Source organism: Mesorhizobium sp. WSM4814 (assembly GCF_055811595.1).
Map to the genome: position 1 here is coordinate 49,560 of NZ_JBVVQT010000008.1, position 20,619 is coordinate 70,178.

The window sequence follows — 20,619 nt, forward strand, 5'->3', positions numbered from 1 at the left end:
ACAGTTTCCCCCTCTATACGTAGCGGAACACGCCGATGGCGTAGACCACGGAGAGAGCGAGAGCCCACCACAGGTTGGGTCCGACAAGACCCAGCCAAGCGAGATGGATAAAGGCGCTGCCAAGCAGCGATAGGAAGAGACGGTCGCCCCGCGTCGTCTCGAAGCGCAAGACGCCGATGCGCGGATTGCCGCCAGGCGAGGCATATTCCCAGACCGCCATGCCGCAGAGCAGCAGGAAGATGGTGCCGAAGAAGGCGGCGGTCGGCCAGGTCCAGGCCATCCAGGAGAAGCTCATGATCAAACCCTCCCCAGGGCAAAGCCCTTGGCGATATAATTTCGCACGAACCAGATGACGAGCGCACCCGGTATGATGGTAAGCACGCCGGCTGCGGCCAGCACGCCCCAGTCGAGGCCCGAGGCCGAAACCGTCCGCGTCATGATCGCGGCTATCGGTTTTGCCGCGGTCGTGGTCAGCGTCCGCGCGATCAGCAGTTCCACCCACGAGAACATGAAGCAGAAGAAGCAGGCCACGCCGACACCACTGGCGATCAGCGGCATGAATATCCTGAGGAAGAAGCGCGGGAAGGAATAGCCGTCGATATAAGCGGTCTCGTCGATTTCCTTCGGCACGCCCGACATGAAGCCTTCAAGGATCCAGACCGCCAGCGGCACGTTGAACAGGCAGTGCGCCAGCGCCACCGCGATGTGGGTGTCGATCAGGCCGAAAGCCGAATAGAGCTGGAAGAACGGCAGCGCGAACACCGCCGGCGGCGCCATGCGGTTGGTCAGCAGCCAGAAAAACAGGTGCTTGTCACCGAGGAAGCGGTAGCGCGAGAAGGCATAGGCTGCCGGAAGCGCCACGGCGACGGAAATCACCGTGTTCATAACCACATAGATGATCGAGTTGATGTAGCCCCTGTACCACGACGGATCATTGAAAATGACCGCGTAATTGGCAAGCGTCGGGTTTCTCGGCCACAGCGAGAAGGCGCCGAGGATCTCCTGGTTGGTCTTGAAGCTCATATTGACCAGCCAGTAGATCGGCAGCATCAGGAAGATGATGTAGATCGTCGGCACCAGCCACCAGAACCGCGACTCCTCGCCGCGCCGCCGCATCTTGCGGGCCAGCGCGGCGTTCGCCGTCTGCGCTTCCGCTGTAGCGGGGGTTTGCCGCATCAGCGTTCGTTCGTTGGCCGTGGTTTCCTCGAGGCGCGCCATCTCACCGCTCCGCATCGTAGGCTGTCATGACGGTGTAGAACACCCAGGACAGAAGCATGACAATCAGGAAATAGACGATCGACATGGCCGCCGCCTCACCGAGGTTGAACTCGCCTATGGCCAGCTTCACCAGATCGATCGACAGGAAAGTGGTGGTGTTGCCGGGCCCGCCGCCGGTCACGACGAACGGTTCGGTATAGATCATGAAACTGTCCATGAAGCGCAGCAGAACCGCGATCAGCAGCACCCGGTTCATCTTCGGCAACTGGATGTAGCGGAAGATCGCCCAGCGCGACGCCCCATCGATCTTGGCAGCCTGGTAATAGGCGTCGGGGATCGAAACCAATCCTGCGTAGCAGAGCAGGACGACGAGGCTCGTCCAGTGCCAGACGTCCATGACAATGACGGTGATCCAGGCGTCGAACGGGTCGTTGACATAGTTGTAGTCGAAGCCGAGCGCGCGCAGCGTATATCCGAGCAGGCCGATATCGACGCGGCCGAACACCTGCCAGATCGTGCCGACGACGTTCCACGGGATGAGCAGCGGCAGCGCCATCAGCACCAGGCAGACCGGAACGCCCCAGCCCTTCTTCGGCATGTTGAGCGCAATGAAGATGCCGAGCGGAATCTCGATGACCAGGATGATGGCCGAGAAGACCAGGTTGCGGCCCATCGCTTCCCAAAACCGGTCGGAATGCAGGATTTCCTCGAACCATTCCGCGCCCGCCCAGAAGAAGACGTTGTTGCCGAAAGTGTCCTGCACCGAATAATTCACGACCGTCATCAGCGGGATGATCGCCGAGAAAGCCACCAGCAACAGCACTGGCAGCACCATGAACCAGGCCTTGTTGTTCCAGGTCCTTCCCATGCTCAGCCTCCCATCTCGACGCGCCAGGAATCGGCATAGATGTTGATGCCGGCCGGGTCGAAAGCGATCTTCGGATCGGCGGGAATGTCCTCGTCCTCGCCGATGATCGCCGCGATGTCGCGGCCTTCGAAACTGGCGCGCACCACCTTGTGGCGGCCGATATCCTCGACCTTGCGGATCGAAACCGGCATGCCGCTGGCGCCAAGCCTGACATATTCGGGGCGGATGCCGAGTTCGATCGCACCGGTGATCCCGGCCTTGGGCGCGCCCGGCAATTCGATCGTCTGGCTGCCGAGCCGCGCGCTCCTGCCTTCGACCGCGACCGGCATGACGTTCATGCCCGGCGAGCCGATGAAATAGCCGACGAATGTATGCTTGGGGCGCTCGAACAGTTCGGCTGGCGAGCCGATCTGCACGATCTCGCCCTCATACATGACGACGACGTTTTCGGCGAAGGTGAGCGCCTCAGTCTGGTCGTGCGTGACATAGACCATGGTGAAGCCGAAGCGCCTGTGCAACTGCTTCAACTGCGAACGCAGCACCCATTTCATATGCGGGTCGATGACGGTCAGCGGCTCGTCGAACAGGATCGCGTTGACATCGGAGCGCACCAGCCCGCGTCCGAGCGAGATCTTCTGCTTCTGGTCGGCGGTCAGCCCCCTCGCCTTTCGCTTGGCCATGTCGGCCAGACCGGTCATGTCAAGGGTTTCACGCACCTTGCGGTCGACGTCGGGTTCCGCAACGCCGCGGTTGCGCAGCGGGAAGGCCAGATTGTCGTAGACGGTCATGGTGTCGTAGATGACCGGGAACTGGAACACCTGAGCTATGTTGCGCTCCTGCGTCGACAGATTGGTGACGTCCTTGCCGTCGAACAGAAGCTCGCCGTGCGACGGATACAACAGGCCGGAAATGATGTTGAGCAGCGTGGTCTTGCCGCAGCCCGACGGCCCCAGCAGCGCATAGGCGCCGCCGTCCTCGAAGGCGTGATGCACCTCCTTCAGCGCATAGTCCTTGTCCGACTTCGGATGCGGCCCGTAGGCGTGGCGGATGTGATTGCAGTCGATGCGCGCCATGTGCCCTCCTCCTCAAGCCGCCAGCATCTGTGGCGGCGCGGCCGAGCGGCCGTTCGCGTCGAACACCATGATGTGCCGCGGGTCGATGAACACCTCGATGGTCTGGTCCGGCTCGAACACCAGGATGCCGTGCTCAAGCATGACCCAGCGGACATCGGCGAAATCGAGATGCACGAAACTTTCAGACCCGGTGATCTCGGTGACCGAGACCTTGGCTCTCACCGCCACCGCCGACGGGCTCGGCCGGGCAAGGGAGAGATGGTGGGGCTGGAAGCCGATCGTGTAACTCGTATCGGCAATACCGACGAGTTCAGCCGGCACCGGGAGGCTCACCCCACCTTCAAGAAGGAAGCTCGAACCGCTCTTCTTCAGCACGATCGTGTTGAGCGGCGGATCGGCGAACGTCCTGGCCGTGACGAGGTCGTTCGGCCTGCGGAAGACGTCGATCGTCGGGCCGAACTGGGTGATGCGGCCTTCGGAAAGCGTCGCGGTGTTGCCGCCGAGCAGCAAGGCTTCGTGCGGCTCGGTCGTGGCGTAGACGAAGATGGTGCCGGTTGCCGCAAAAATCTTCGGCAATTCCGCGCGCAACTCCTCGCGCAGCTTGTAGTCGAGATTGGCGAGCGGCTCGTCGAGCAGCACGAGGCTGGCGTTCTTGACGATGGCGCGCGCCAGCGCGGTGCGCTGCTGCTGGCCGCCGGAGAGGCTGAGCGGCGTGCGGTCGAGAAAGGGCGTCAGCTTGAGAAGGGCTGCGGCATTGCGCACCTCCTTGTCGATCTTTGCCCGCTCGGCACCGGCCACCCTCAGCGGCGAGGCGATATTCTCGTAAACGGTCATCGCCGGATAGTTGATGAACTGCTGGTAGACCATGGCGACGTTGCGCTTCTGCACCGGGATGCCGGTGACATCCTTGCCATCGAACCAGACCGAGCCGGATGTCGGCACGTCAAGGCCGGCCATCAGCCGCATCAGGCTGGTCTTGCCGGAAAGCGTCGGCCCGAGCAGGACGTTGAGCGAGCCATGCTGAAGCGTCAGCGAGACGTCGCGTATGTGCTCCGCCGCGCCGACCGTCTTCGACACGTTTCTCAGTTCCAGCATGATGCCTCCTCCCAGGCTTTCTGCATGACTATTCGGCAGCCGCGACATGGCGCCGGCTTATCCCGCGCATGAATTCGTCGAGCGCTGCCGCCTGCTCGCGGCTCAGTTGCAGGCCGCGCTTGGTCCTGCGCCACAATACATCTTCGGCCGTCATCGCCCATTCATTTTGAACGAGGTAGCGCACCTCGGCCTCGTAGAGATCGGCGCCAAAGTTGCGGCCAAGGTCGGCATTCGACCTGGCGAGGCCCAGCAGCATCCTTGCGCGAGTCCCGTAAAGCCGGGTCAGGCGGCGCGCCAGACGCGCATCGAGGAACGGATAGGCCGTTTTCAGTTTCGCCACTTCGGCGTCGAAGCCGCTCGCCGGGAAATCGCCGCCCGGCAGCGGCGCGTTTGCCGTCCACGGCTTGCCGCGCTTGCCGAGAAAACCCTCGATCTTCTCGAGCATCGATTCCGACAGCCGGCGATAGGTGGTGATCTTGCCGCCGAAGGTGTTGACGATCGGCGCCGTGCCTTCGCCGCCGTCGGTCTTCAGCACATAATCGCGGGTCGCTTCCTGCGCCTTCGAGGCGCCGTCGTCATAAAGCGGGCGCACGGCGGAATAGGTCCAGACGATGTCCGAACGCTTGACCGGTTGCGCGAAATATTCGCTCGCCGCAGCACAGAGGTAATCGATCTCGGCATCGCTGATCTTCACGTCGCGCGGGTCGCCGGAAAAGTCCTGGTCGGTGGTGCCGATCAGCGTGAACTCTTCCTCGTAGGGGATGGCAAAGATGATGCGGCCATCCTTGTTCTGAAAGAAATAGGCGCGCGGATCGTCGAATTTCTTGCTGATGACGATATGGCTGCCCTGTACCAGCCGGACATTGTGCACGTCGTTCAACCCGACCGTAGCCGACAGCACGTGGTCGACCCATGGGCCGGCGGCGTTGACCAAAAGCCGCGCCTTGACCTCCTCGGTGTCGCCGGTCTGCGTGTTTTGCAGCCTGACCGTCCAGAACTCGCCTTCACGGCGTGCGTCGACGACTTTCGTGCGGGTTCGTATCGTTGCGCCGCGATCGGCGGCGTCGCGGGCGTTCAACGCCACCAGCCGCGCATCGTTGACCCAGCCGTCGGAATATTCGAAGGCCTTGCGAAACAACGGCTTCAGCGGCTTGCCGGCTGGGTCGTTTGCCATGTCCAGCGTCTTGGTCGCCGGCAGCAATTTGCGCCCGCCAATGTGGTCGTAGAGGAAAAGGCCGAGCCTGATCAGCCAGGCCGGGCGCAGGCCCTTGGCATAGGGCAGCACGAAGCGCATCGGCCAGATGATGTGCGGCGCGTTCTTCCAAAGGATCTCGCGCTCCATCAGCGCCTCGCGCACCAGGCGGAACTCATAGAACTCCAGATAGCGCAAGCCGCCATGGATCAGTTTGGTCGAGCCCGAGGACGTGCCGCTGGCCAGATCATTCATCTCGGCAAGGAACACCGAGAAGCCGCGCCCAACCGCATCGCGGGCAATGCCGCAGCCGTTGATACCGCCACCGATGACGAAGATGTCATGGATCGGGGATGCGCTCACAAAAAGTCCTCCCGGATTTCGCATTGCAGCATTTTTAGGTTTTTACGAAACCGTGTCGGGATTATTTCGAAATAGGAACGAATGTCAAACGAAATATAAACAGCGGGAGTTGCCGCAACGGCACCATCAGCGGTCCCATCTAGGAGAGCGAGGTTTCGATCAGTTGAACCTCTGCTTCCTGGCAGATCTTGCGCACCGACGGGATGTCGCAGCGGTCGGTGATGAAAGTGTTGACCTGCGACAGGTGGCCGATGCGAACCGGCGCCGTCCGCTCGAACTTGGTCTGGTCGGAAACGAGGATGACATGCCGGGCATTGGCGATGATCGCCTGCGCCACCTTCACCTCGCGAAAATCGAAATCGAGCAACGCACCGTCATGGTCGATCGCCGAGGCGCCGATCACCGCGTAGTCGACTTTGAACTGCCTGATGAAATCGACCGCCGCCTCGCCGACCACACCGCCGTCGGAACCCCGCACGACGCCGCCGGCAATAACAACTTCGATGGAAGGATATATGCGCATCCTGTTGGCAACATTGATATTGTTGGTGATGACCATCAGGCCGGCATGATCGAGAAGCGCCTTGCTGACCGACTCCGTCGTGGTGCCGATATTGATGAACAGCGAGGCGTTGTCCGGGATCAGCCTGGCTGCGGCGCGGCCGATCGCCTCCTTCTCGTCGGCGGCGATCTTGCGCCTCGCCTCGTATTCCATGTTCTCGATGCCGGACGGGAACAGCGCCCCGCCATGGATACGGGAAAGCAGGCGCTGGTCGCACAGATCGTTGAGGTCCTTGCGGATGGTCTGCGGCGTCACGTTGAAATGCGTTGCCAGATCCTCGACCAGCACGCGGCCATTGTCCTTGGCCATCTGGATGATCTCGGAATGACGCGGCGACAGATACATCGGTGACCTCCCGTTTTCGTTTTCCTTGTCTATAGCGAAAAACGAAAGCTATGAAAAGGCATAGGCCGACTAGCGAAAAGCGCATGCGTCCAAAGACAAACCTTGACGCAACTTCGCCGACCAATTTCAGGTCAGCCGGTGGGCGATTTTGGTGATGACCTCGAATGCGGTGTCGACATCCGCCGCCGTCGTCTCGAACTGGCCGACCTGAAAGCGGATCGCGACCCGCCCGTCCACCCGTGTCTGCGTCAGGTAGATGCGGCCATCGTCGTTGATCGCGTTGACCAGCCGCAGGTTGTGTTCGTCCGAATCGATGCCGGCCGCCCGATGCCGGAACGAGAACAGCGACAGCATCGGCTCCGAGACGATCTCGAAATCCGCTTCCCTGGCCAGCCGCTCGGCCAGCCCTTCGCTCCAGGCGACATGGTTGCGGATCATGGTCCGCAGATTTTCCAGCCCGTGGGCGCGCAGCAGGAACCAGAGTTTCAGTGCGCGAAAGCGCCGCCCGAGCGGCACCGACCATTCGGAATAGTTGATGATGCCGTCGCGCCCATGCGTCTCCAGGTAGTCCGGTTTGATGGCCAGCGTCCGCACCAGGTCTTCCGGCCGGCGGATGAACTGCATCGAGCAGTCGAACTGCGCGCCCAGCCATTTGTGTGGGTTGAAGACGATGGAATCCGCCTGCTCCACGCCCGCCCAGAAATGCCGGTATTCCGGACATATCATCGCCGATCCGGCCCAGGCGGCATCGACATGCAGATAGAGGCCGTGCCGTTTCGCCACCGCGGCGACGCCGGCGATGTCATCAGTGCCGCCGGTGCTGGTGCCGCCGACGCAGGCGATGATGCCGGCCGGCAGCATGCCCGCTTGCCGGTCGGCGGCGACAGCCGCTTCGAGAACCGCGACATCCATGGCGCGGAAGCGGCCGGCAACCGGAATGCGCACGAGATTGTCCTCGCCGACGCCCGACACCCAGATCGCCCGGTCGATGGAGGTGTGGACCTGATCGGAAGAATAGACGCGCAATATCGGCTGGCCTTGCAGGCCCTTCTTGTTGCCCTGCCAGTCGAGCGCGCGCTCGCGCATTGTCAGCACGGCGGCGAGCGTCGCCGACGACGCCGAATCCTGCATGACGCCGGAAAACCCTTCCGGCAGGCCGAGCGCCTGACGCATCCAGTCGACGACGCACGTCTCGAGTTCGGTCGCTGCCGGCGAAGTTTGCCAGAGCATGCATTGCGCGGCCATAACCGGGACCAGATATTCGGCCACCACCGAAACCGGTGCGGCATTGGCCGGGAAATAGGCGAAGAAGCGCGGATGCTGCCAATGCGTCATGCCGGGCAGGATTTTGCGCTCGAAGTCGGCGAAGATTGCCTGCATCGTTTCGCCATGTTCCGCCGGCGAGACGTCGATGCTTCTGGAGATTTCGCCCGGTTCGACGAGCGGCCGCACCGGTCTTTCGCGAAGTGTGCTCCTGTAGTCGGCACCCCATTCGGCCGCGCGCAGCGACCATTCCCGGAATTCGTTGCTATTCATCTTGCTCTCCGTCAGATCGAGCCCAGCGATCAAAGAGCACGAAAACGGAGGCTTTCACTCGGGAAAGTCAGGCAGGCTCGCAAAAGCAGCCTTCAGTGCATTCGACCAGCCGTCCGAGATCGTCCGATAATATTGGTCGTCCTGGGCGATCCGCTTCTTCAGGCTGACCTTGAAGGCGTCCTTTTCGTAGAACAGCAGGTCGAGCGGCAGACCGACCGACAGGTTCGATTTCAGCGTCGAGTCGAACGACACCAGCAGCAGTTTCACCGTCTCGGCGAAACTCATCGCCTTCTCATAGGCGCGGATGATGATCGGCTTGCCGTATTTGGTCTCGCCGATCTGGAAGAACGGCGTGTCTTCGGTCGATTCGATGAAATTGCCTTCCGGATAGATCATGAACAGCCGCGGCGCGCTGCCCTTGATCTGGCCGCCGAGGATGAAGGAGGCATTGAAGTAGGAATCGGCCTTTTCGCCCGCCGGCGACGAACTGGCGATGACTTCCTTGACGGTGTCGCCGACCAGCCGCACCGTCTGGTACATCGACGGCGTTTCAAGCAGCGTGGCGTGGCGATCGGCCACCGCCTTGGTGCGCTCGTCGAGCAGGCTGACGACAGCTTGCGTCGTCGCCAGATTGCCGGCCGACATCAGCACGATGACGCGCTCGCCCGGCTGCTCCCAGACATGCATCTTCTTGAAGGTAGAGATCGAATCCATGCCGGCATTGGTGCGCGTGTCCGACATGAACACGAGCCCGCGATCGATCTTCAAGCCGACGCAATAGGTCATCGAATCCCTTTGGCAGCAAATCCTGCCGGGGATTACTGCTCCACGGTGACGGTCACCGCAAGCTGTTCTTCCGCTTGTCCCAGCCGAATTCCTGATACGGGCGTGGCGTCGCGGTAATCACGGCCGGTTGCCACCTTCACATAGCGTTCGTCGGGCGAAATGCCGTTGGCGACGTCGAACGCGACCCAGCCAAGGCCCGCAACATGCGCTTCGGCCCAGGCATGGCTCGCCGCCTGCTCGACCGCCGCATCCATCATCAAATAGCCGCTGACGTAGCGGGCAGGAAAACCCATGGCCCGCGCGGCGGCGGCAAAGATGTGGCTGTGGTCCTGGCAGACGCCGGTCTTGAGCGCCAGCGCGTCCTCGGCCGGGGTCGCCGCGTTGGTGGTGCCCATCGTATAGGCGACGCGCTCGCCGATCACCGCCATCAGCCGGTGCAACCTTTCGATATCGGCCCCCTCGCCGACCGAGGCCGCGAGTTCGCGAATACCGCCGCCGATCGTGGTCAACGGCGTTTCCTGGCCAAACAACCACAGCGGCGCGAAACCCTGATGTGGCCCGCTGACGCCTGATGTGTCGCGCGTCACCACCTCGCCCGATGCCTCGACGGTGATGAAATCGCGCTCGCCTTCGACGCTCAAAAGCCGCGTGTCGTTGCCGAAATGGTCGGTGAAGCGCACCTCTTCGCGCGCCCCTTCGATCTTCAGCGCCCAGGACAAGACGGTCTGTGTCGGTCCGCTGACTGGAAGCAGCCGCAGCCGCTGCAACAGATAGTGCACCGGCGCATCGTAGCGGTACTCGGTCCGGTGAGTGATCTTCAGCCGCATTGCTCTCGTCCCCTGAGCATGATCTTTTCCGGAAACCAGCTTCCACTTTCCGGGATCATGCTCGTCCCCCGAGCATAATCTTTTCCGGAAACCGGCTTCCACTTTCCGGGATCATGCTCAATAAAACCTGTAGTCCTGCGCGATCTCGTCGCCGAGCCTGATGTTGTCGCGGATGAAATTGGCCAGGAATTCATGCAGGCCGGCGTCGAATATGTCCTTGATCGAGCCGGCGGCCAGCATGGCCTGGGTCTTGCCGGCTGTCACATGACAGGCATGGCGCTCACCATAATCGTCGCCCAGGAATCTGAGATGCTCCGTCAGGAAGCGGTAGCAGAAGGTCAGCGAGCGCGGCATGCGAACGTTGAGGATCAGATAGTCGGCAATGTTGCTCGGCTTGTAGTCGGCCTCGTAGACCCAGCGATAGGAGCGATGCGCCGACACCGAACGCAGGATCGATTCCCACTGGTAGTTGTCGAGCGTGGAGCCGACCCACGAGATCGACGGCAACAGCACGTAGTATTTCACGTCCAGGATGCGCGCCGTATTGTCGGCGCGTTCGACATAAGTGCCGAGTTGCGAGAAATCGAAGATCTCGTTGCGCAGCATGGTACCGTAGAACGAGCCGCGGATTAGCGCCGTTTCGCGCTTGATCGCGTCGAGCACGCTGGGCAGGTCGCGTTCGTCGATCGGCTTGGCCAGCATGCGCTTCAGCGACATCCAGGCTTCGTTGATGCTTTCCCAGGTTTCGCGCGTCAATGCGGTGCGCACCATGCGGGCATTGTTACGGGCCGTTTCGATCGACGTCATCGTGCTCGACGGGTTGGATGTGTCGCGCAGCAGGAAATCGGCGACGTTGGCGGCGGTATAGTCGGAATATTTCTGCGTGAAGGCAGCGTCCGAACCGGCACTGAGCAGCACCGAATTCCACTCTTCGGAGGCGTTCTGGGTGCGGGTCAGCGCCATGCGCAGCCCGGCATCGACCAGCCGCGCCATGTTTTCCGCCCGCTCGATGTAGCGGTTCATCCAGTAGAGCCCGTTGGCGGTGCGGCCGAGAAGCATTCTACGCGGTCCTTCGGACGGTGAATGGTGAATGGTGAATGGTGAATGGCCAAATTTTTCCAGGGCACGACGCCGCGTGCTTTATTTCAGGGCATTTCACCAACATCAACGACATGTCATCCTTATCTATTCACTATTCACTATTCACTATTCACTATTCACTATTCACTATTCACTATTCACTATTCACTATTCACTACTTCCCACTCTAATCATCCAGCACCCACGTATCCTTCGTCCCGCCGCCCTGGGACGAATTGACCACCAGTGAGCCTTCTTTCAGCGCCACACGCGTCAGCCCGCCCGGCACGATCTGGATGCGATCAGATACCAGCACGTAGGGCCTGAGATCGACATGGCGCGGCGCCAGTCCCTTGTCGGTCAGGATCGGACAGGTCGACAGCGCCAGCGTCGGCTGGGCGATGTAGTTCGACGGTCTTGCCGCGAGTTTCTTGGAAAAATCCTCGCATTCCTTCTTGGTAGCCGCCGGCCCGACCAGCATGCCGTAGCCGCCGGAGCCATGCACCTCCTTCACCACCAGCTCGTCTATATGTTCGAGCACGTATTTCAGGCTGTCCGGCTCCGAGCAGCGCCAGGTCGGGATGTTGCCGAGGATCGCTTTGCGGCCGGTGTAGAATTCAACGATCTCGGGCATGTAGGAATAGATCGCCTTGTCGTCGGCGATGCCGGTTCCCGGTGCATTGGCGATGGTGATGTTGCCGGCACGGTAAACATCCATGATGCCGGGCACACCCAGTGCCGAGTCGGGGCGGAAGGTCAGCGGATCGAGGAAAGAATCGTCCACCCTTCGATAAAGCACGTCGATCTGCTTGTAGCCTTCGGTCGTGCGCATCGCGACGTGGCCATCGACGACGCGCAGATCCTGCCCCTCGACAAGCTGCACACCCATCTGGTCGGCAAGGAAGGCATGTTCGAAATAGGCGGAGTTGAAGCTGCCCGGCGTCAGCACGGCAATGGTCGGCGCGCCCTTGGTGCCTTGCGGCCGCACTGCCGCCAGCGACTGGCGCAAGAGCTGCGGATAGTTTTCCACCGGCCGCACCTTGATCTGCTGGAACAGCTCGGGAAAGAGCTGCATCATCGTCTCGCGGTTCTCCAGCATGTAGGAGACGCCGGACGGCGTGCGCGCATTGTCCTCCAGCACGTAGAATTCGTTCTCGCTGATGCGAACGATATCGACGCCGATGATATGGGTGTAGACGCCGGCCGGCGGCCGCACCCCGATCATCTCCGGCAGGAACGCCTCGTTCTTGGCGATCAATTCCTTGGGGACGCGCCCGGCGCGCAAAATCTCCTGGCGGTGGTAGATATCGTCGAGAAAGGCGTTCAGCGCCTGGACGCGCTGCTCGATGCCTTGCGTCAGCCGTCGCCATTCATTGCCGGAAATGATGCGCGGAACGATGTCGAAGGGAATTAGGCGCTCGGAGGCTTCCTGCTCGCCATAGACGGCAAAGGTGATGCCGGTCTTGCGAAAGACGCGTTCGGCGTCCTGCATCTTTTCGGTAAGCCTGGCCGGATCCTGCTCCTTCAGCCAGCGATCGTAAGCCGAATACGGTTTTCTCAATCCGGAGATTTCCGGAAGCATTTCGTCGAACGCTGCCAATCGCTTACTCCCTGTGAGGCCATTTCACTGGCGTCACCGGAGAAAATCAAGCGCAATCGGTGATTTGGGGGATGTTGGCGATCAGTATGTCGCGACCTGCCTAAAATTAGGGCAGCGCCGATAAGGCTGGGTCAGGCTTTGCCTGGTGCCCGGGCAGGTGGCAGGCGCCGCTCAGAACGCGCGGAAGGTGACCACCGTAAACGTGTCCTTGATGCCGGGAAGAGTCTGCACCTTCTCGTTGACGAAGTGGCCGATGTCTTCATCGTCGTCGACATAAAATTTGGCGAGCAGATCGTAGTCGCCGGCTGTCGAGTAGATTTCCGAGGCGATCTCGGCATCGGCCAATGCGCCGGCAACGTCATAGGACTTGCCCAGATCGCACTTTATCTGCACGAAAAATGCCTTCATTGCCCGGTCCTGCTCAAGCTTGCACGCATAGGCCGCCCTTGTGGCAGACTGCCGCCCGGCTTTCAAGCATCAGGACAGCGCTCAGGCGGAACCCCACTTGGAGGAAGAAGCTTAACTGCAGGCAACCGGCGAATGTTCGCGGGGTGCTGAAACCGTGGAACTCCGCCAAGCGCATGCTGTGCCTGCGCACATCCACGTCGCTGAGCATTTGAGGGCTTGATCACATCGCCGGGATATCGCCCCTAGCCCAGCCCTCGGAAATTTCCGCCGCCCGCGCCTCGAACGCGCCGGTTTCGATGGCAGCACGAATGTCCTGCATCAGCTTCTGGTAGTAGGAAAGATTGTTCCAGGTCAGCAGCATCGCTCCCAGCGCCTCTTGCGAGCGGACCAGATGGTGCAGGTAGGCGCGTGAATAATCTCTGGCAGCCGGGCAGTCACTCTCCTCGTCCAGCGGGCGCGGATCGTCGGCATGGCGGGCGTTGCGCAGATTGACCTTGCCTCGCCTTGTATAGGCGAGGCCATGGCGGCCGGCGCGTGTCGGCATCACGCAATCGAACATGTCGATGCCGCGCGCCACCGATTTCAATATGTCGTCGGGCGTGCCGACACCCATCAGATAGCGCGGCCTGTCCGCCGGCAGCTCCGGGCAGGTGATGTCGAGCATTTCGAGCATCACCGCTTGCGGCTCGCCGACCGCCAGCCCGCCGATCGCGTAGCCCTTGAGGTCAATCGCTTTCAGCGCCTGCGCCGAGCGCAGCCGCAGGGCCGCTACGTCGCCGCCCTGGACGATGCCGAACATCGCCTTCCCCTGCTGGTCGCCGAACGCCGTCCTGCAACGCTCGGCCCAGCGCAGCGACAGCTCCATCGCCCGCTCGATCTCCTTCTCCATGGCCGGCAGCGCCGTGCATTCGTCGAGCTGCATCTGGATGTCGGCGCCGAGCAGTCCCTGGATTTCGATCGAGCGCTCGGGCGACATCTCATAGGCGGCGCCGTCGATATGGGAGCGGAAGGTGACGCCCTTTTCGGTCAGTTTCCTCAGCTTCGACAGCGACATCACCTGGAAGCCGCCGCTGTCGGTCAGGATCGGGTGCGGCCAGCGGGCGAATTCATGCAGACCGCCAAGCCGCGCCACACGCTCGGCGCCCGGCCGCAGCATCAGATGATAGGTGTTGCCAAGGATAATGTCCGAGCCGACGCCGCGCACCTGATCCATATACATGGTCTTGACCGTGCCGCCGGTGCCGACCGGCATGAAGGCCGGCGTACGGATTTCTCCGCGCGGCATGGTGATGGAGCCGCGCCGCGCTTTGCCGTCGGTCGCCAGCACCTTGAAGGTGAACGCTTTAGTCATTGAATTCCTTGTTCTATACCGGGCGCGCGTCCATCGTTCTCCTGCTTGAGCAGCAGACTTGCATCTCCGTAGGAGTAGAACCTGTAGCGGTTCTCGATGGCATGCGCATAGGCCGCATGCATCGTTTCCAAACCGCAAAACGCCGAAACCAGCATGAACAGCGTCGAGCGCGGCAGATGGAAATTGGTCATCAGCATGTCGGCGGCCTTGAAGCGATAGCCGGGCGTGATGAAGATATCGGTCGGACCCGACCATCCAGCCAGCATGCCGTCCTTCCGCGCGGCGCTCTCCAGCAGGCGTAACGATGTCGTGCCGACGGCGATGATGCGCCCGCCACGCGCCTTTGCCGCGTTCAGCGCCCTGGCGGTTTCCGGACTGACCGAACCGATCTCGGCATGCATCTTGTGATCGGCGGTGTCGTCGACTTTCACCGGCAGGAACGTGCCGGCGCCGACATGCAGGGTGACGAAGCGCCGTTCGACGCCCTTGCCATCGAGGGCGGCGAAAAGCTCGGGCGTGAAATGCAGGCCGGCAGTGGGGGCCGCCACAGCCCCCTCCTCCCTGGCATATATGGTCTGGTAGTCGCTGCGGTCGCGTTCGTCGTCGTCGCGCTTCGAAGCGATATAAGGCGGCAGCGGAATGTGGCCGACGGCGTGCAGCGCCTCGTCGAGAAACGCACCTGAGAGGTCAAAACCAAGCAAAGCCTCGCCAGCCTCGCCCTTTTCGATCACCGTGGCATCGAGCTGGCCGAGAAAGCAGGAATTGGCGTCATGGCCGAAATGGATGCGGTCACCGGCGGCGATGCGCTTGCCCGGCCGCATGAAAGCCAGCCAGCGGTCCGGCGCCACCCGCATGTGCAGCGTGGCTTCGATTTGCGCCGCCGCTTCGCCGCGCCGCCTGATGCCCTTCAACTGTGCCGGAATGACCTTGGTGTCGTTGAAGACCAGCACGTCACCGGTCTCGAGCAGCGACGGCAGCTCGCGCACCGTCCGGTCTTCGAGACCTTCACCCGGCCTTACAACCAGCATTTTGGCGCTGTCGCGCGGTTCTGCCGGTCGAAGCGCGATGCGCTCCTCCGGCAGATCGAAGTCGAAAAGATCGACGCGCAAGAAAATCCCGCCTCAAAATTCCGGGCAGGTCACCGCCCGGGCGCCAGCGATCGACCCCGTCGCCAGCGCCGGAGCGGCCACCGCGGCAAGTATCCGAGTGATAGCTGCGACCGCCGAGGAGGTCATTTCACGTCGGCCGCGACCTTCAGCGACACGATCTTGTCGGGATCCGGCACCGGCTCGCCGCGCTTGATCTTGTCGACATTGTCCATGCCTTCGATGACCTGGCCCCAGACCGTGTATTGGCGGTTGAGGAAGGCGGCATCGTCGAAGCAGATGAAGAATTGCGAATTGGCCGAGTTCGGGTTCTGCGAGCGCGCCATCGAGCAGGTGCCGCGGCCGTGATTGGCGTTGGAGAACTCCGCCTTCAGGTCGGGCTTGTCGGAGCCGCCGGTGCCGGCGCGCGCCGGTGCGAAAGAGGGCTTGCTGGAATTGCCGAATTTCACGTCGCCGGTCTGCGCCATGAAACCGTCGATGACGCGGTGGAACACCACGCCGTCATAAGCGCCTTCGCGCGCCAGTTCCTTGATGCGGCCGACATGGCCAGGCGCCAGATCGGGAAACAGTTCGATGACGACCTTGCCCTTGGTCGTTTCCATGATGAGCGCGTTCTCGCGGTCCTTGATCTCGGCCATGTCAGAATATCCTTTTGAAATAAATGGGTTTACTTGCCGTCGGCGGCGATGCGCACCTTGATCATGCGATCGGGATCGGTGACGACCCCGTTCTGCGCCGCGTCGCCTTTCTTGATCTTGTCCACCAACTCCATGCCGTTCTCGACATTGCCGACGATGGTGTACTGGCCATCGAGCGGCGGCGCCGGCGCGAACATGATGAAGAACTGCGAATTGGCGGAATCCGGGTCCTGCGAGCGGGCCATCCCGACCACGCCGCGCTGATAGCGCTCGGTCTTCGAGAATTCGGCCGGCAGGTCGGGAAGATCGGAACCGCCGGTGCCGACAGCGTCGGCGCTGAAGCCGTTCTTCATGTTGCCGAACTTCACGTCGCCGGTCTGCGCCATGAAGCCGTCGATGACACGGTGGAAAGCGACGTTGTCATAAGCGCCCTGGCGCACCAGCTTCTTGATCTGCTCGACATGCTTCGGCGCGAGATCGGGCCTGAGCGCGACGGTCACGTCGCCGTCCTTAAGCGTGATGATCATCGTGTTTTCCGGATCGGCGGCGAACGCCGAAACGGAGGCCGTCACAAGACCGAAAAGAACGACAAAACAGGTGGCGAGCCTTTTGAGCTGCATGGATCTTTCTCCGAAAACCTTTGTTTCCCGCATGTCGTTGCCCCAAACCGAGTTCCACGTTTGGGCGACATGCATTATTTCGCAAATTTGGCGGTGAGTGCGCCAGCCACGGCCGCCGGCACGAAGGGGCGAATGTCGCCGCCCATCGAGGCTATCTGACGGACAAGTGTGGCGGTAATGGTTCGCACCGAAGGGCTGGCGGGCAGAAAAACCGTCTGCAGTTCCGGCGCCATGGTCTCGTTCATACCGGCCATCTGCATCTCGTAGTCGAGATCGGTGCCGTCGCGCAGGCCACGGATCATGATCGAGGCGCCCTGCTTCCTGGCAGCGTCGATGACCAGCCCGTCGAAAGCGACGACCTTGATGCGCGCGCCGCCGCGGCCGAATTCGGCCTTCGTCGCAGCTTCGATGAGGCCGACCCGCTCCTCGAACGAGAACAGCGGTTTCTTGCCGGGATGAATTCCGATCGCTGCATAGACGGTGTCCGCCACAGCCAGCGACGCCTTCAGCACGTCGAGATGGCCGTTGGTCGGCGGGTCGAAGGAGCCGGCATAAAGGGCGATGCGTTCGGTCATGGCAGGTGCTTCTAGCGAGCCTCTCTCGCAAAGGCAAATCCGATCGGCGAGCCGCCAATGCAAGTCGCCGCAAACGCCTGCCTTTGGGGCCTGACCCGAGGGTGCGCAGCGGTTTGGAACAACGGCATCCACCCAAACGGGGCTTCAAAGCGCATCGCCTTAGCCACGGTAATCTCGATGCGCTTTGAGTGAACCTTTTGGCCGAGATGAACGACCAATGAATGGGGCGATCACGAAGGCTTCACGCAGCGTTCATTAGATTGCAGCTTCAGAAGATGAAACCAAAACCCCATTTGATCGTTGCTAGGTGCAGGAGAACACGCACATGCTGATCTACATGCTCGCCACCGCAATGACCATCGCCATGCTGATCGCCACCGTATTCGGGCTGCATCAGGAAGCAGAGCGCGTCCGCGCCAAGTCCAATGCCAAGCGATTCGGAGGCTTCGGTATCCGCAAGCCTTCACGCCACTTCTAGACCGGCCACTATCGGCTGACGGCGCCGGTCCATCGGGCCGGCATTGCTCATCAAGACCTACTCGGCGTTATTGTCCGGACCAGCGCCTTCAGTGCCGGTATCCAGAGTTGCGTCGCCCTCGACACTCTCTTCTGCTTCCTCGTCCGACTGCGGTTCCGTTATCCGCTCCACCGAAACGACCTTCTCGCCGTCGGCCGTGTTGAAGATGGTTACGCCCTTGGTGGCGCGGCTGGCGAAGCGAATGCCGTTGACCGGCACGCGGATGACGGTGCCGCCATCCGAGACAAGCATGATCTGGTCGTCATTGCCGACCGGGAAAGTCGCCACCAGGCGGCCGATCTCAGCCACTTTCGACACATCCGTGGCGCGGATGCCCTTGCCGCCGCGCCCTATCTGGCGGAAATCATAGGAAGACGAGCGCTTGCCGTAGCCATATTCCGTCACCGTCAGCACGAACTGCTCGTGTGCCTTGAGGAATTCGTAGCGCTCGTCGGAAAGCTCCGTCTCCTCGCCGACCTCCTCATTGGTGAGCTGGAAGTCTTCGTCCTCGCCCGCCGCAATGCCGGCGGCGAGCCGCCGTTCGGCCGCCACCCGCTTGAGATAAGCGGCGCGCTCGGCCGGCGACGCATCGACATGTTCGATCACCGCCATCGAAATCACCCGGTCGCTGGCAGCCATGGCGATGCCGCGCACGCCGACCGAGTTGCGGCTCTGGAAAACGCGCACGTCGCTGACCGAGAAGCGTATGCACTGGCCGGAGCTTGCGGTCAAAAGCACATCGTCATTGTCGGTGCAGGTCTCGACGCCGAGTATCTCGTCGCCCTCCTCTACCAGCTTCATGGCGATCTTGCCGTTGCGATTGACCTGGACGAAATCCGACAGCTTGTTGCGGCGCACCGTGCCGCGCGTCGTGGCGAACATCACGTCGAGTTCGCCCCAGCTGGTCTCGTCCTCGGGCAGCGGCATGATGGTGGTGATGCGTTCGCCCTGCTCCAGCGGCAGCATGTTGATCAGCGCCTTGCCGCGCGACTGCGGGTTGCCGATCGGCAGGCGCCACACCTTTTCCTTGTAGACGATGCCGCGCGAGGAGAAGAACAGCACCGGCGTGTGCGTATTGGCGACGAACAGCCGGGTGACGAAATCCTCTTCCTTGGTCGACATGCCGGAGCGGCCCTTGCCGCCGCGGCGCTGCGCCCGGTAGAGCGACAACGGCACACGCTTGATATAGCCGGAATGGCTGACCGTCACGACCATGTCCTCGCGCTGGATCAGGTCCTCGTCTTCCATATCCGCCCCGCCCTCGGACAGCTCGGTGCGGCGCGGCGTGCCGAACTCGTCGCGCACGGCGGCAAGCTCGTCCTTGACGATCTGCTGGATGCGCGCGCGGGACGACAAAATGTCAAGATAATCAACAATTTCCGCGCCGATCGTGTTCAACTCGTCGGCGATCTCGTCGCGGCCGAGCGCGGTCAGCCGCTGCAGGCGCAGTTCGAGGATGGCGCGCGCCTGTTCCTCGGACAGATTGTAGGTGCCGTTCTCGTTGATGCGGTGGCGCGGATCGTCGATCAGCAGGATCAGCGATTCGACGTCGCCCGAGGGCCAGCGCCGCTCCATCAACTGCTCGCGCGCCGTCTGCGGATCCGGCGCGCTGCGGATCAGCTTTATCACCTCGTCGATGTTGGCGACGGCTATGGCAAGGCCGACCAACACATGGGCACGGTCGCGCGCCTTGCGCAGCAGGAATTTCGTGCGCCGGCTGATCACGTCCTCGCGGAAGGCGACGAACGCCTTCAGCATGTCGGTCAGCGTCAGCAATTCCGGCTTGCCGCCGTTCAGCGCCACCATATTGGCGCCGAACGACGTCTGCAGCGGCGTGAAACGGTAGAGCTGGTTGAGGATGACGTCGGCGACGGCGTCGCGCTTCAGTTCGATGACGACGCGGTAGCCCTGGCGGTCGCTCTCGTCGCGGATATCGGAAATGCCCTCGATGCGCTTGTCGCGCACCAGCTCGGCCATCTTCTCGATCATCGACGATTTGTTCACCTGGTAGGGAACTTCGGTGATGACGATCGATTCACGGTCGTTGCCGCGCGCCTCGACGTTGACGCGGCCGCGCATGACGATGGAGCCGCGGCCGGTCGAATAGGCGCTGTAGATGCCGGAACGGCCGAGCACGATGCCGCCGGTCGGGAAATCCGGCCCTGGAATGATCTCCATCAACGCCGGCAGATCGATTGCCGGATTGTCGATGAGGGCAATGGCGCCGTTGCAGACCTCGCCCAGATTGTGCGGCGGGATGTTGGTGGCCATGCCGACGGCGATGCCGCCGGAGCCGTTGACCAACAGGTTCGGAAAGCGCGCCGGCAGGACTTTCGGTTCGCTGCCGGACGCATCATAAGTGTCCTGGAAATCGACGGTGTCCTTGTCGATGTCTTCCAGCAACTCATGCGCGACCTTGGTTAGCCGCGATTCGGTGTAACGCATCGCCGCCGGCGGATCACCGTCGATCGAGCCGAAATTGCCCTGCCCGTCGATCAGCGGCACGCGCAGCGACCAGTCCTGCGCCATCCGCACCAAGGCGTCGTAGATCGAGGCGTCGCCATGCGGATGGTATTTACCCATCACGTCGGCCACCGGGCGCGCCGACTTCACATATTTGCGGTTCCAGTGGTAGCCGCTCTCATGGGCAGCGTAGAGGATGCGGCGATGCACCGGCTTCAACCCGTCGCGCACGTCGGGCAGCGCACGGCTGACGATCACGCTCATCGCGTAATCGAGATAGGAGCGCTGCATCTCCTCGATGATGGATATCGGCTCGATGCCGGTGGGCCCGCCGTCGGCGCCGCGCGGTGTCTTCTGGTCGGTCAAATCAGGTCACAATCAAATCGGGAATCACTC

At 61.9% G+C, this 20,619-nt stretch carries 20 protein-coding genes; 1 reads left to right on the top strand and 19 read right to left on the bottom strand.

Annotation, left to right across the window (positions count from 1 at the left end; translation table 11 throughout):
• Positions 1–13: 13 nt before the first annotated feature.
• From AC0L2V_RS14725 to coaD, 18 genes are all read right to left on the bottom strand, one after another.
• Complete coding sequence (locus AC0L2V_RS14725) at positions 14–295, bottom strand: DUF2160 domain-containing protein (protein ID WP_023801186.1); 282 nt, start codon at positions 293–295, stop codon at positions 14–16.
• Between the two features lie 2 nt (positions 296–297).
• On the bottom strand, positions 298–1,176 hold the full coding sequence (locus AC0L2V_RS14730) for a carbohydrate ABC transporter permease (protein WP_473520547.1): 879 nt from the start codon (positions 1,174–1,176) through the stop codon (positions 298–300).
• A 43-nt stretch (positions 1,177–1,219) separates the two neighbouring features.
• Complete coding sequence (locus AC0L2V_RS14735) at positions 1,220–2,086, bottom strand: carbohydrate ABC transporter permease (RefSeq protein ID WP_473520475.1); 867 nt, start codon at positions 2,084–2,086, stop codon at positions 1,220–1,222.
• Between the two features lie 2 nt (positions 2,087–2,088).
• Positions 2,089–3,159: an ABC transporter ATP-binding protein gene (locus AC0L2V_RS14740; RefSeq protein WP_023801184.1), complete on the bottom strand. Its 1,071-nt coding sequence runs from the start codon at positions 3,157–3,159 to the stop codon at positions 2,089–2,091.
• A 12-nt stretch (positions 3,160–3,171) separates the two neighbouring features.
• Complete coding sequence (locus tag AC0L2V_RS14745; protein WP_023801183.1) at positions 3,172–4,254, bottom strand: ABC transporter ATP-binding protein; 1,083 nt, start codon at positions 4,252–4,254, stop codon at positions 3,172–3,174.
• Between the two features lie 28 nt (positions 4,255–4,282).
• The gene (gene glpD / locus AC0L2V_RS14750) at positions 4,283–5,809 is read right to left on the bottom strand and encodes a glycerol-3-phosphate dehydrogenase (RefSeq protein WP_473520476.1); all 1,527 of its coding nucleotides are present in this window, start codon (positions 5,807–5,809) and stop codon (positions 4,283–4,285) included.
• Between the two features lie 139 nt (positions 5,810–5,948).
• Entirely contained in the window at positions 5,949–6,716 is a 768-nt protein-coding gene (locus tag AC0L2V_RS14755) for a DeoR/GlpR family DNA-binding transcription regulator (protein ID WP_128172387.1), read from the bottom strand.
• A gap of 126 nt (positions 6,717–6,842) precedes the next feature.
• The gene (locus AC0L2V_RS14760) at positions 6,843–8,252 is read right to left on the bottom strand and encodes a pyridoxal phosphate-dependent decarboxylase family protein (RefSeq protein ID WP_473520477.1); all 1,410 of its coding nucleotides are present in this window, start codon (positions 8,250–8,252) and stop codon (positions 6,843–6,845) included.
• A 54-nt stretch (positions 8,253–8,306) separates the two neighbouring features.
• A complete protein-coding gene (locus AC0L2V_RS14765; protein WP_023801179.1) occupies positions 8,307–9,038 on the bottom strand; it encodes a proteasome-type protease in 732 nt (243 codons plus the stop codon).
• 32 nt (positions 9,039–9,070) lie between these two features.
• Positions 9,071–9,865 (bottom strand): transglutaminase family protein, encoded by a 795-nt coding sequence (locus AC0L2V_RS14770; RefSeq protein WP_023801178.1) that lies wholly within the window; start codon positions 9,863–9,865, stop codon positions 9,071–9,073.
• 117 nt (positions 9,866–9,982) lie between these two features.
• On the bottom strand, positions 9,983–10,924 hold the full coding sequence (locus AC0L2V_RS14775; RefSeq protein ID WP_236392442.1) for an alpha-E domain-containing protein: 942 nt from the start codon (positions 10,922–10,924) through the stop codon (positions 9,983–9,985).
• A gap of 208 nt (positions 10,925–11,132) precedes the next feature.
• Positions 11,133–12,545, bottom strand: a complete 1,413-nt coding sequence (locus tag AC0L2V_RS14780; RefSeq protein ID WP_287222125.1) for a circularly permuted type 2 ATP-grasp protein — start codon at positions 12,543–12,545, stop codon at positions 11,133–11,135.
• 171 nt (positions 12,546–12,716) lie between these two features.
• Positions 12,717–12,953 (bottom strand): Lrp/AsnC ligand binding domain-containing protein, encoded by a 237-nt coding sequence (locus tag AC0L2V_RS14785; RefSeq protein ID WP_473490237.1) that lies wholly within the window; start codon positions 12,951–12,953, stop codon positions 12,717–12,719.
• A gap of 220 nt (positions 12,954–13,173) precedes the next feature.
• Complete coding sequence (tgt, locus tag AC0L2V_RS14790; RefSeq protein ID WP_473520478.1) at positions 13,174–14,304, bottom strand: tRNA guanosine(34) transglycosylase Tgt; 1,131 nt, start codon at positions 14,302–14,304, stop codon at positions 13,174–13,176.
• A complete protein-coding gene (queA, locus tag AC0L2V_RS14795; RefSeq protein WP_473520479.1) occupies positions 14,301–15,413 on the bottom strand; it encodes a tRNA preQ1(34) S-adenosylmethionine ribosyltransferase-isomerase QueA in 1,113 nt (370 codons plus the stop codon). The genes tgt and queA overlap by 4 nt, the downstream gene beginning before the upstream one ends.
• A 122-nt stretch (positions 15,414–15,535) precedes the next feature.
• Positions 15,536–16,048 (bottom strand): peptidylprolyl isomerase, encoded by a 513-nt coding sequence (locus tag AC0L2V_RS14800; protein WP_091593716.1) that lies wholly within the window; start codon positions 16,046–16,048, stop codon positions 15,536–15,538.
• A gap of 29 nt (positions 16,049–16,077) precedes the next feature.
• Entirely contained in the window at positions 16,078–16,668 is a 591-nt protein-coding gene (locus AC0L2V_RS14805) for a peptidylprolyl isomerase (RefSeq protein ID WP_027151949.1), read from the bottom strand.
• A 74-nt stretch (positions 16,669–16,742) separates the two neighbouring features.
• Positions 16,743–17,243 carry a pantetheine-phosphate adenylyltransferase gene (gene coaD, locus AC0L2V_RS14810; RefSeq protein WP_473520480.1) on the bottom strand — a complete coding sequence of 167 codons (501 nt, stop codon included), beginning with the start codon at positions 17,241–17,243 and terminating at the stop codon, positions 16,743–16,745.
• 325 nt (positions 17,244–17,568) lie between these two features.
• Between coaD and AC0L2V_RS14815 the strand changes: the two genes are divergently transcribed.
• On the top strand, positions 17,569–17,721 hold the full coding sequence (locus AC0L2V_RS14815) for a hypothetical protein (RefSeq protein ID WP_084646649.1): 153 nt from the start codon (positions 17,569–17,571) through the stop codon (positions 17,719–17,721).
• 57 nt (positions 17,722–17,778) lie between these two features.
• Here AC0L2V_RS14815 and gyrA read toward each other — a convergent pair whose 3' ends face one another.
• Positions 17,779–20,589: a DNA gyrase subunit A gene (gyrA, locus tag AC0L2V_RS14820; protein ID WP_473520481.1), complete on the bottom strand. Its 2,811-nt coding sequence runs from the start codon at positions 20,587–20,589 to the stop codon at positions 17,779–17,781.
• Positions 20,590–20,619 lie beyond the last annotated feature (30 nt).

Bases quoted from the DNA above. Each gene is read 5' to 3' on its own strand.
- AC0L2V_RS14815 (WP_084646649.1), top strand. From the start codon at position 17,569: ATGCTGATCTACATGCTCGCCACCGCAATGACCATCGCCATGCTGATC.
- tgt (WP_473520478.1), bottom strand. From the start codon at position 14,304: ATGACTAAAGCGTTCACCTTCAAGGTGCTGGCGACCGACGGCAAAGCG.
- AC0L2V_RS14740 (WP_023801184.1), bottom strand. From the start codon at position 3,159: ATGGCGCGCATCGACTGCAATCACATCCGCCACGCCTACGGGCCGCAT.
- AC0L2V_RS14800 (WP_091593716.1), bottom strand. From the start codon at position 16,048: ATGGCCGAGATCAAGGACCGCGAGAACGCGCTCATCATGGAAACGACC.
- AC0L2V_RS14755 (WP_128172387.1), bottom strand. From the start codon at position 6,716: ATGTATCTGTCGCCGCGTCATTCCGAGATCATCCAGATGGCCAAGGAC.
- AC0L2V_RS14805 (WP_027151949.1), bottom strand. From the start codon at position 16,668: ATGCAGCTCAAAAGGCTCGCCACCTGTTTTGTCGTTCTTTTCGGTCTT.
- AC0L2V_RS14770 (WP_023801178.1), bottom strand. From the start codon at position 9,865: ATGCGGCTGAAGATCACTCACCGGACCGAGTACCGCTACGATGCGCCG.
- AC0L2V_RS14735 (WP_473520475.1), bottom strand. From the start codon at position 2,086: ATGGGAAGGACCTGGAACAACAAGGCCTGGTTCATGGTGCTGCCAGTG.
- AC0L2V_RS14730 (WP_473520547.1), bottom strand. From the start codon at position 1,176: ATGCGGCAAACCCCCGCTACAGCGGAAGCGCAGACGGCGAACGCCGCG.
- AC0L2V_RS14760 (WP_473520477.1), bottom strand. From the start codon at position 8,252: ATGAATAGCAACGAATTCCGGGAATGGTCGCTGCGCGCGGCCGAATGG.
- AC0L2V_RS14775 (WP_236392442.1), bottom strand. From the start codon at position 10,924: ATGCTTCTCGGCCGCACCGCCAACGGGCTCTACTGGATGAACCGCTAC.
- coaD (WP_473520480.1), bottom strand. From the start codon at position 17,243: ATGACCGAACGCATCGCCCTTTATGCCGGCTCCTTCGACCCGCCGACC.
- AC0L2V_RS14745 (WP_023801183.1), bottom strand. From the start codon at position 4,254: ATGCTGGAACTGAGAAACGTGTCGAAGACGGTCGGCGCGGCGGAGCAC.
- AC0L2V_RS14765 (WP_023801179.1), bottom strand. From the start codon at position 9,038: ATGACCTATTGCGTCGGCTTGAAGATCGATCGCGGGCTCGTGTTCATG.
- AC0L2V_RS14785 (WP_473490237.1), bottom strand. From the start codon at position 12,953: ATGAAGGCATTTTTCGTGCAGATAAAGTGCGATCTGGGCAAGTCCTAT.
- AC0L2V_RS14725 (WP_023801186.1), bottom strand. From the start codon at position 295: ATGAGCTTCTCCTGGATGGCCTGGACCTGGCCGACCGCCGCCTTCTTC.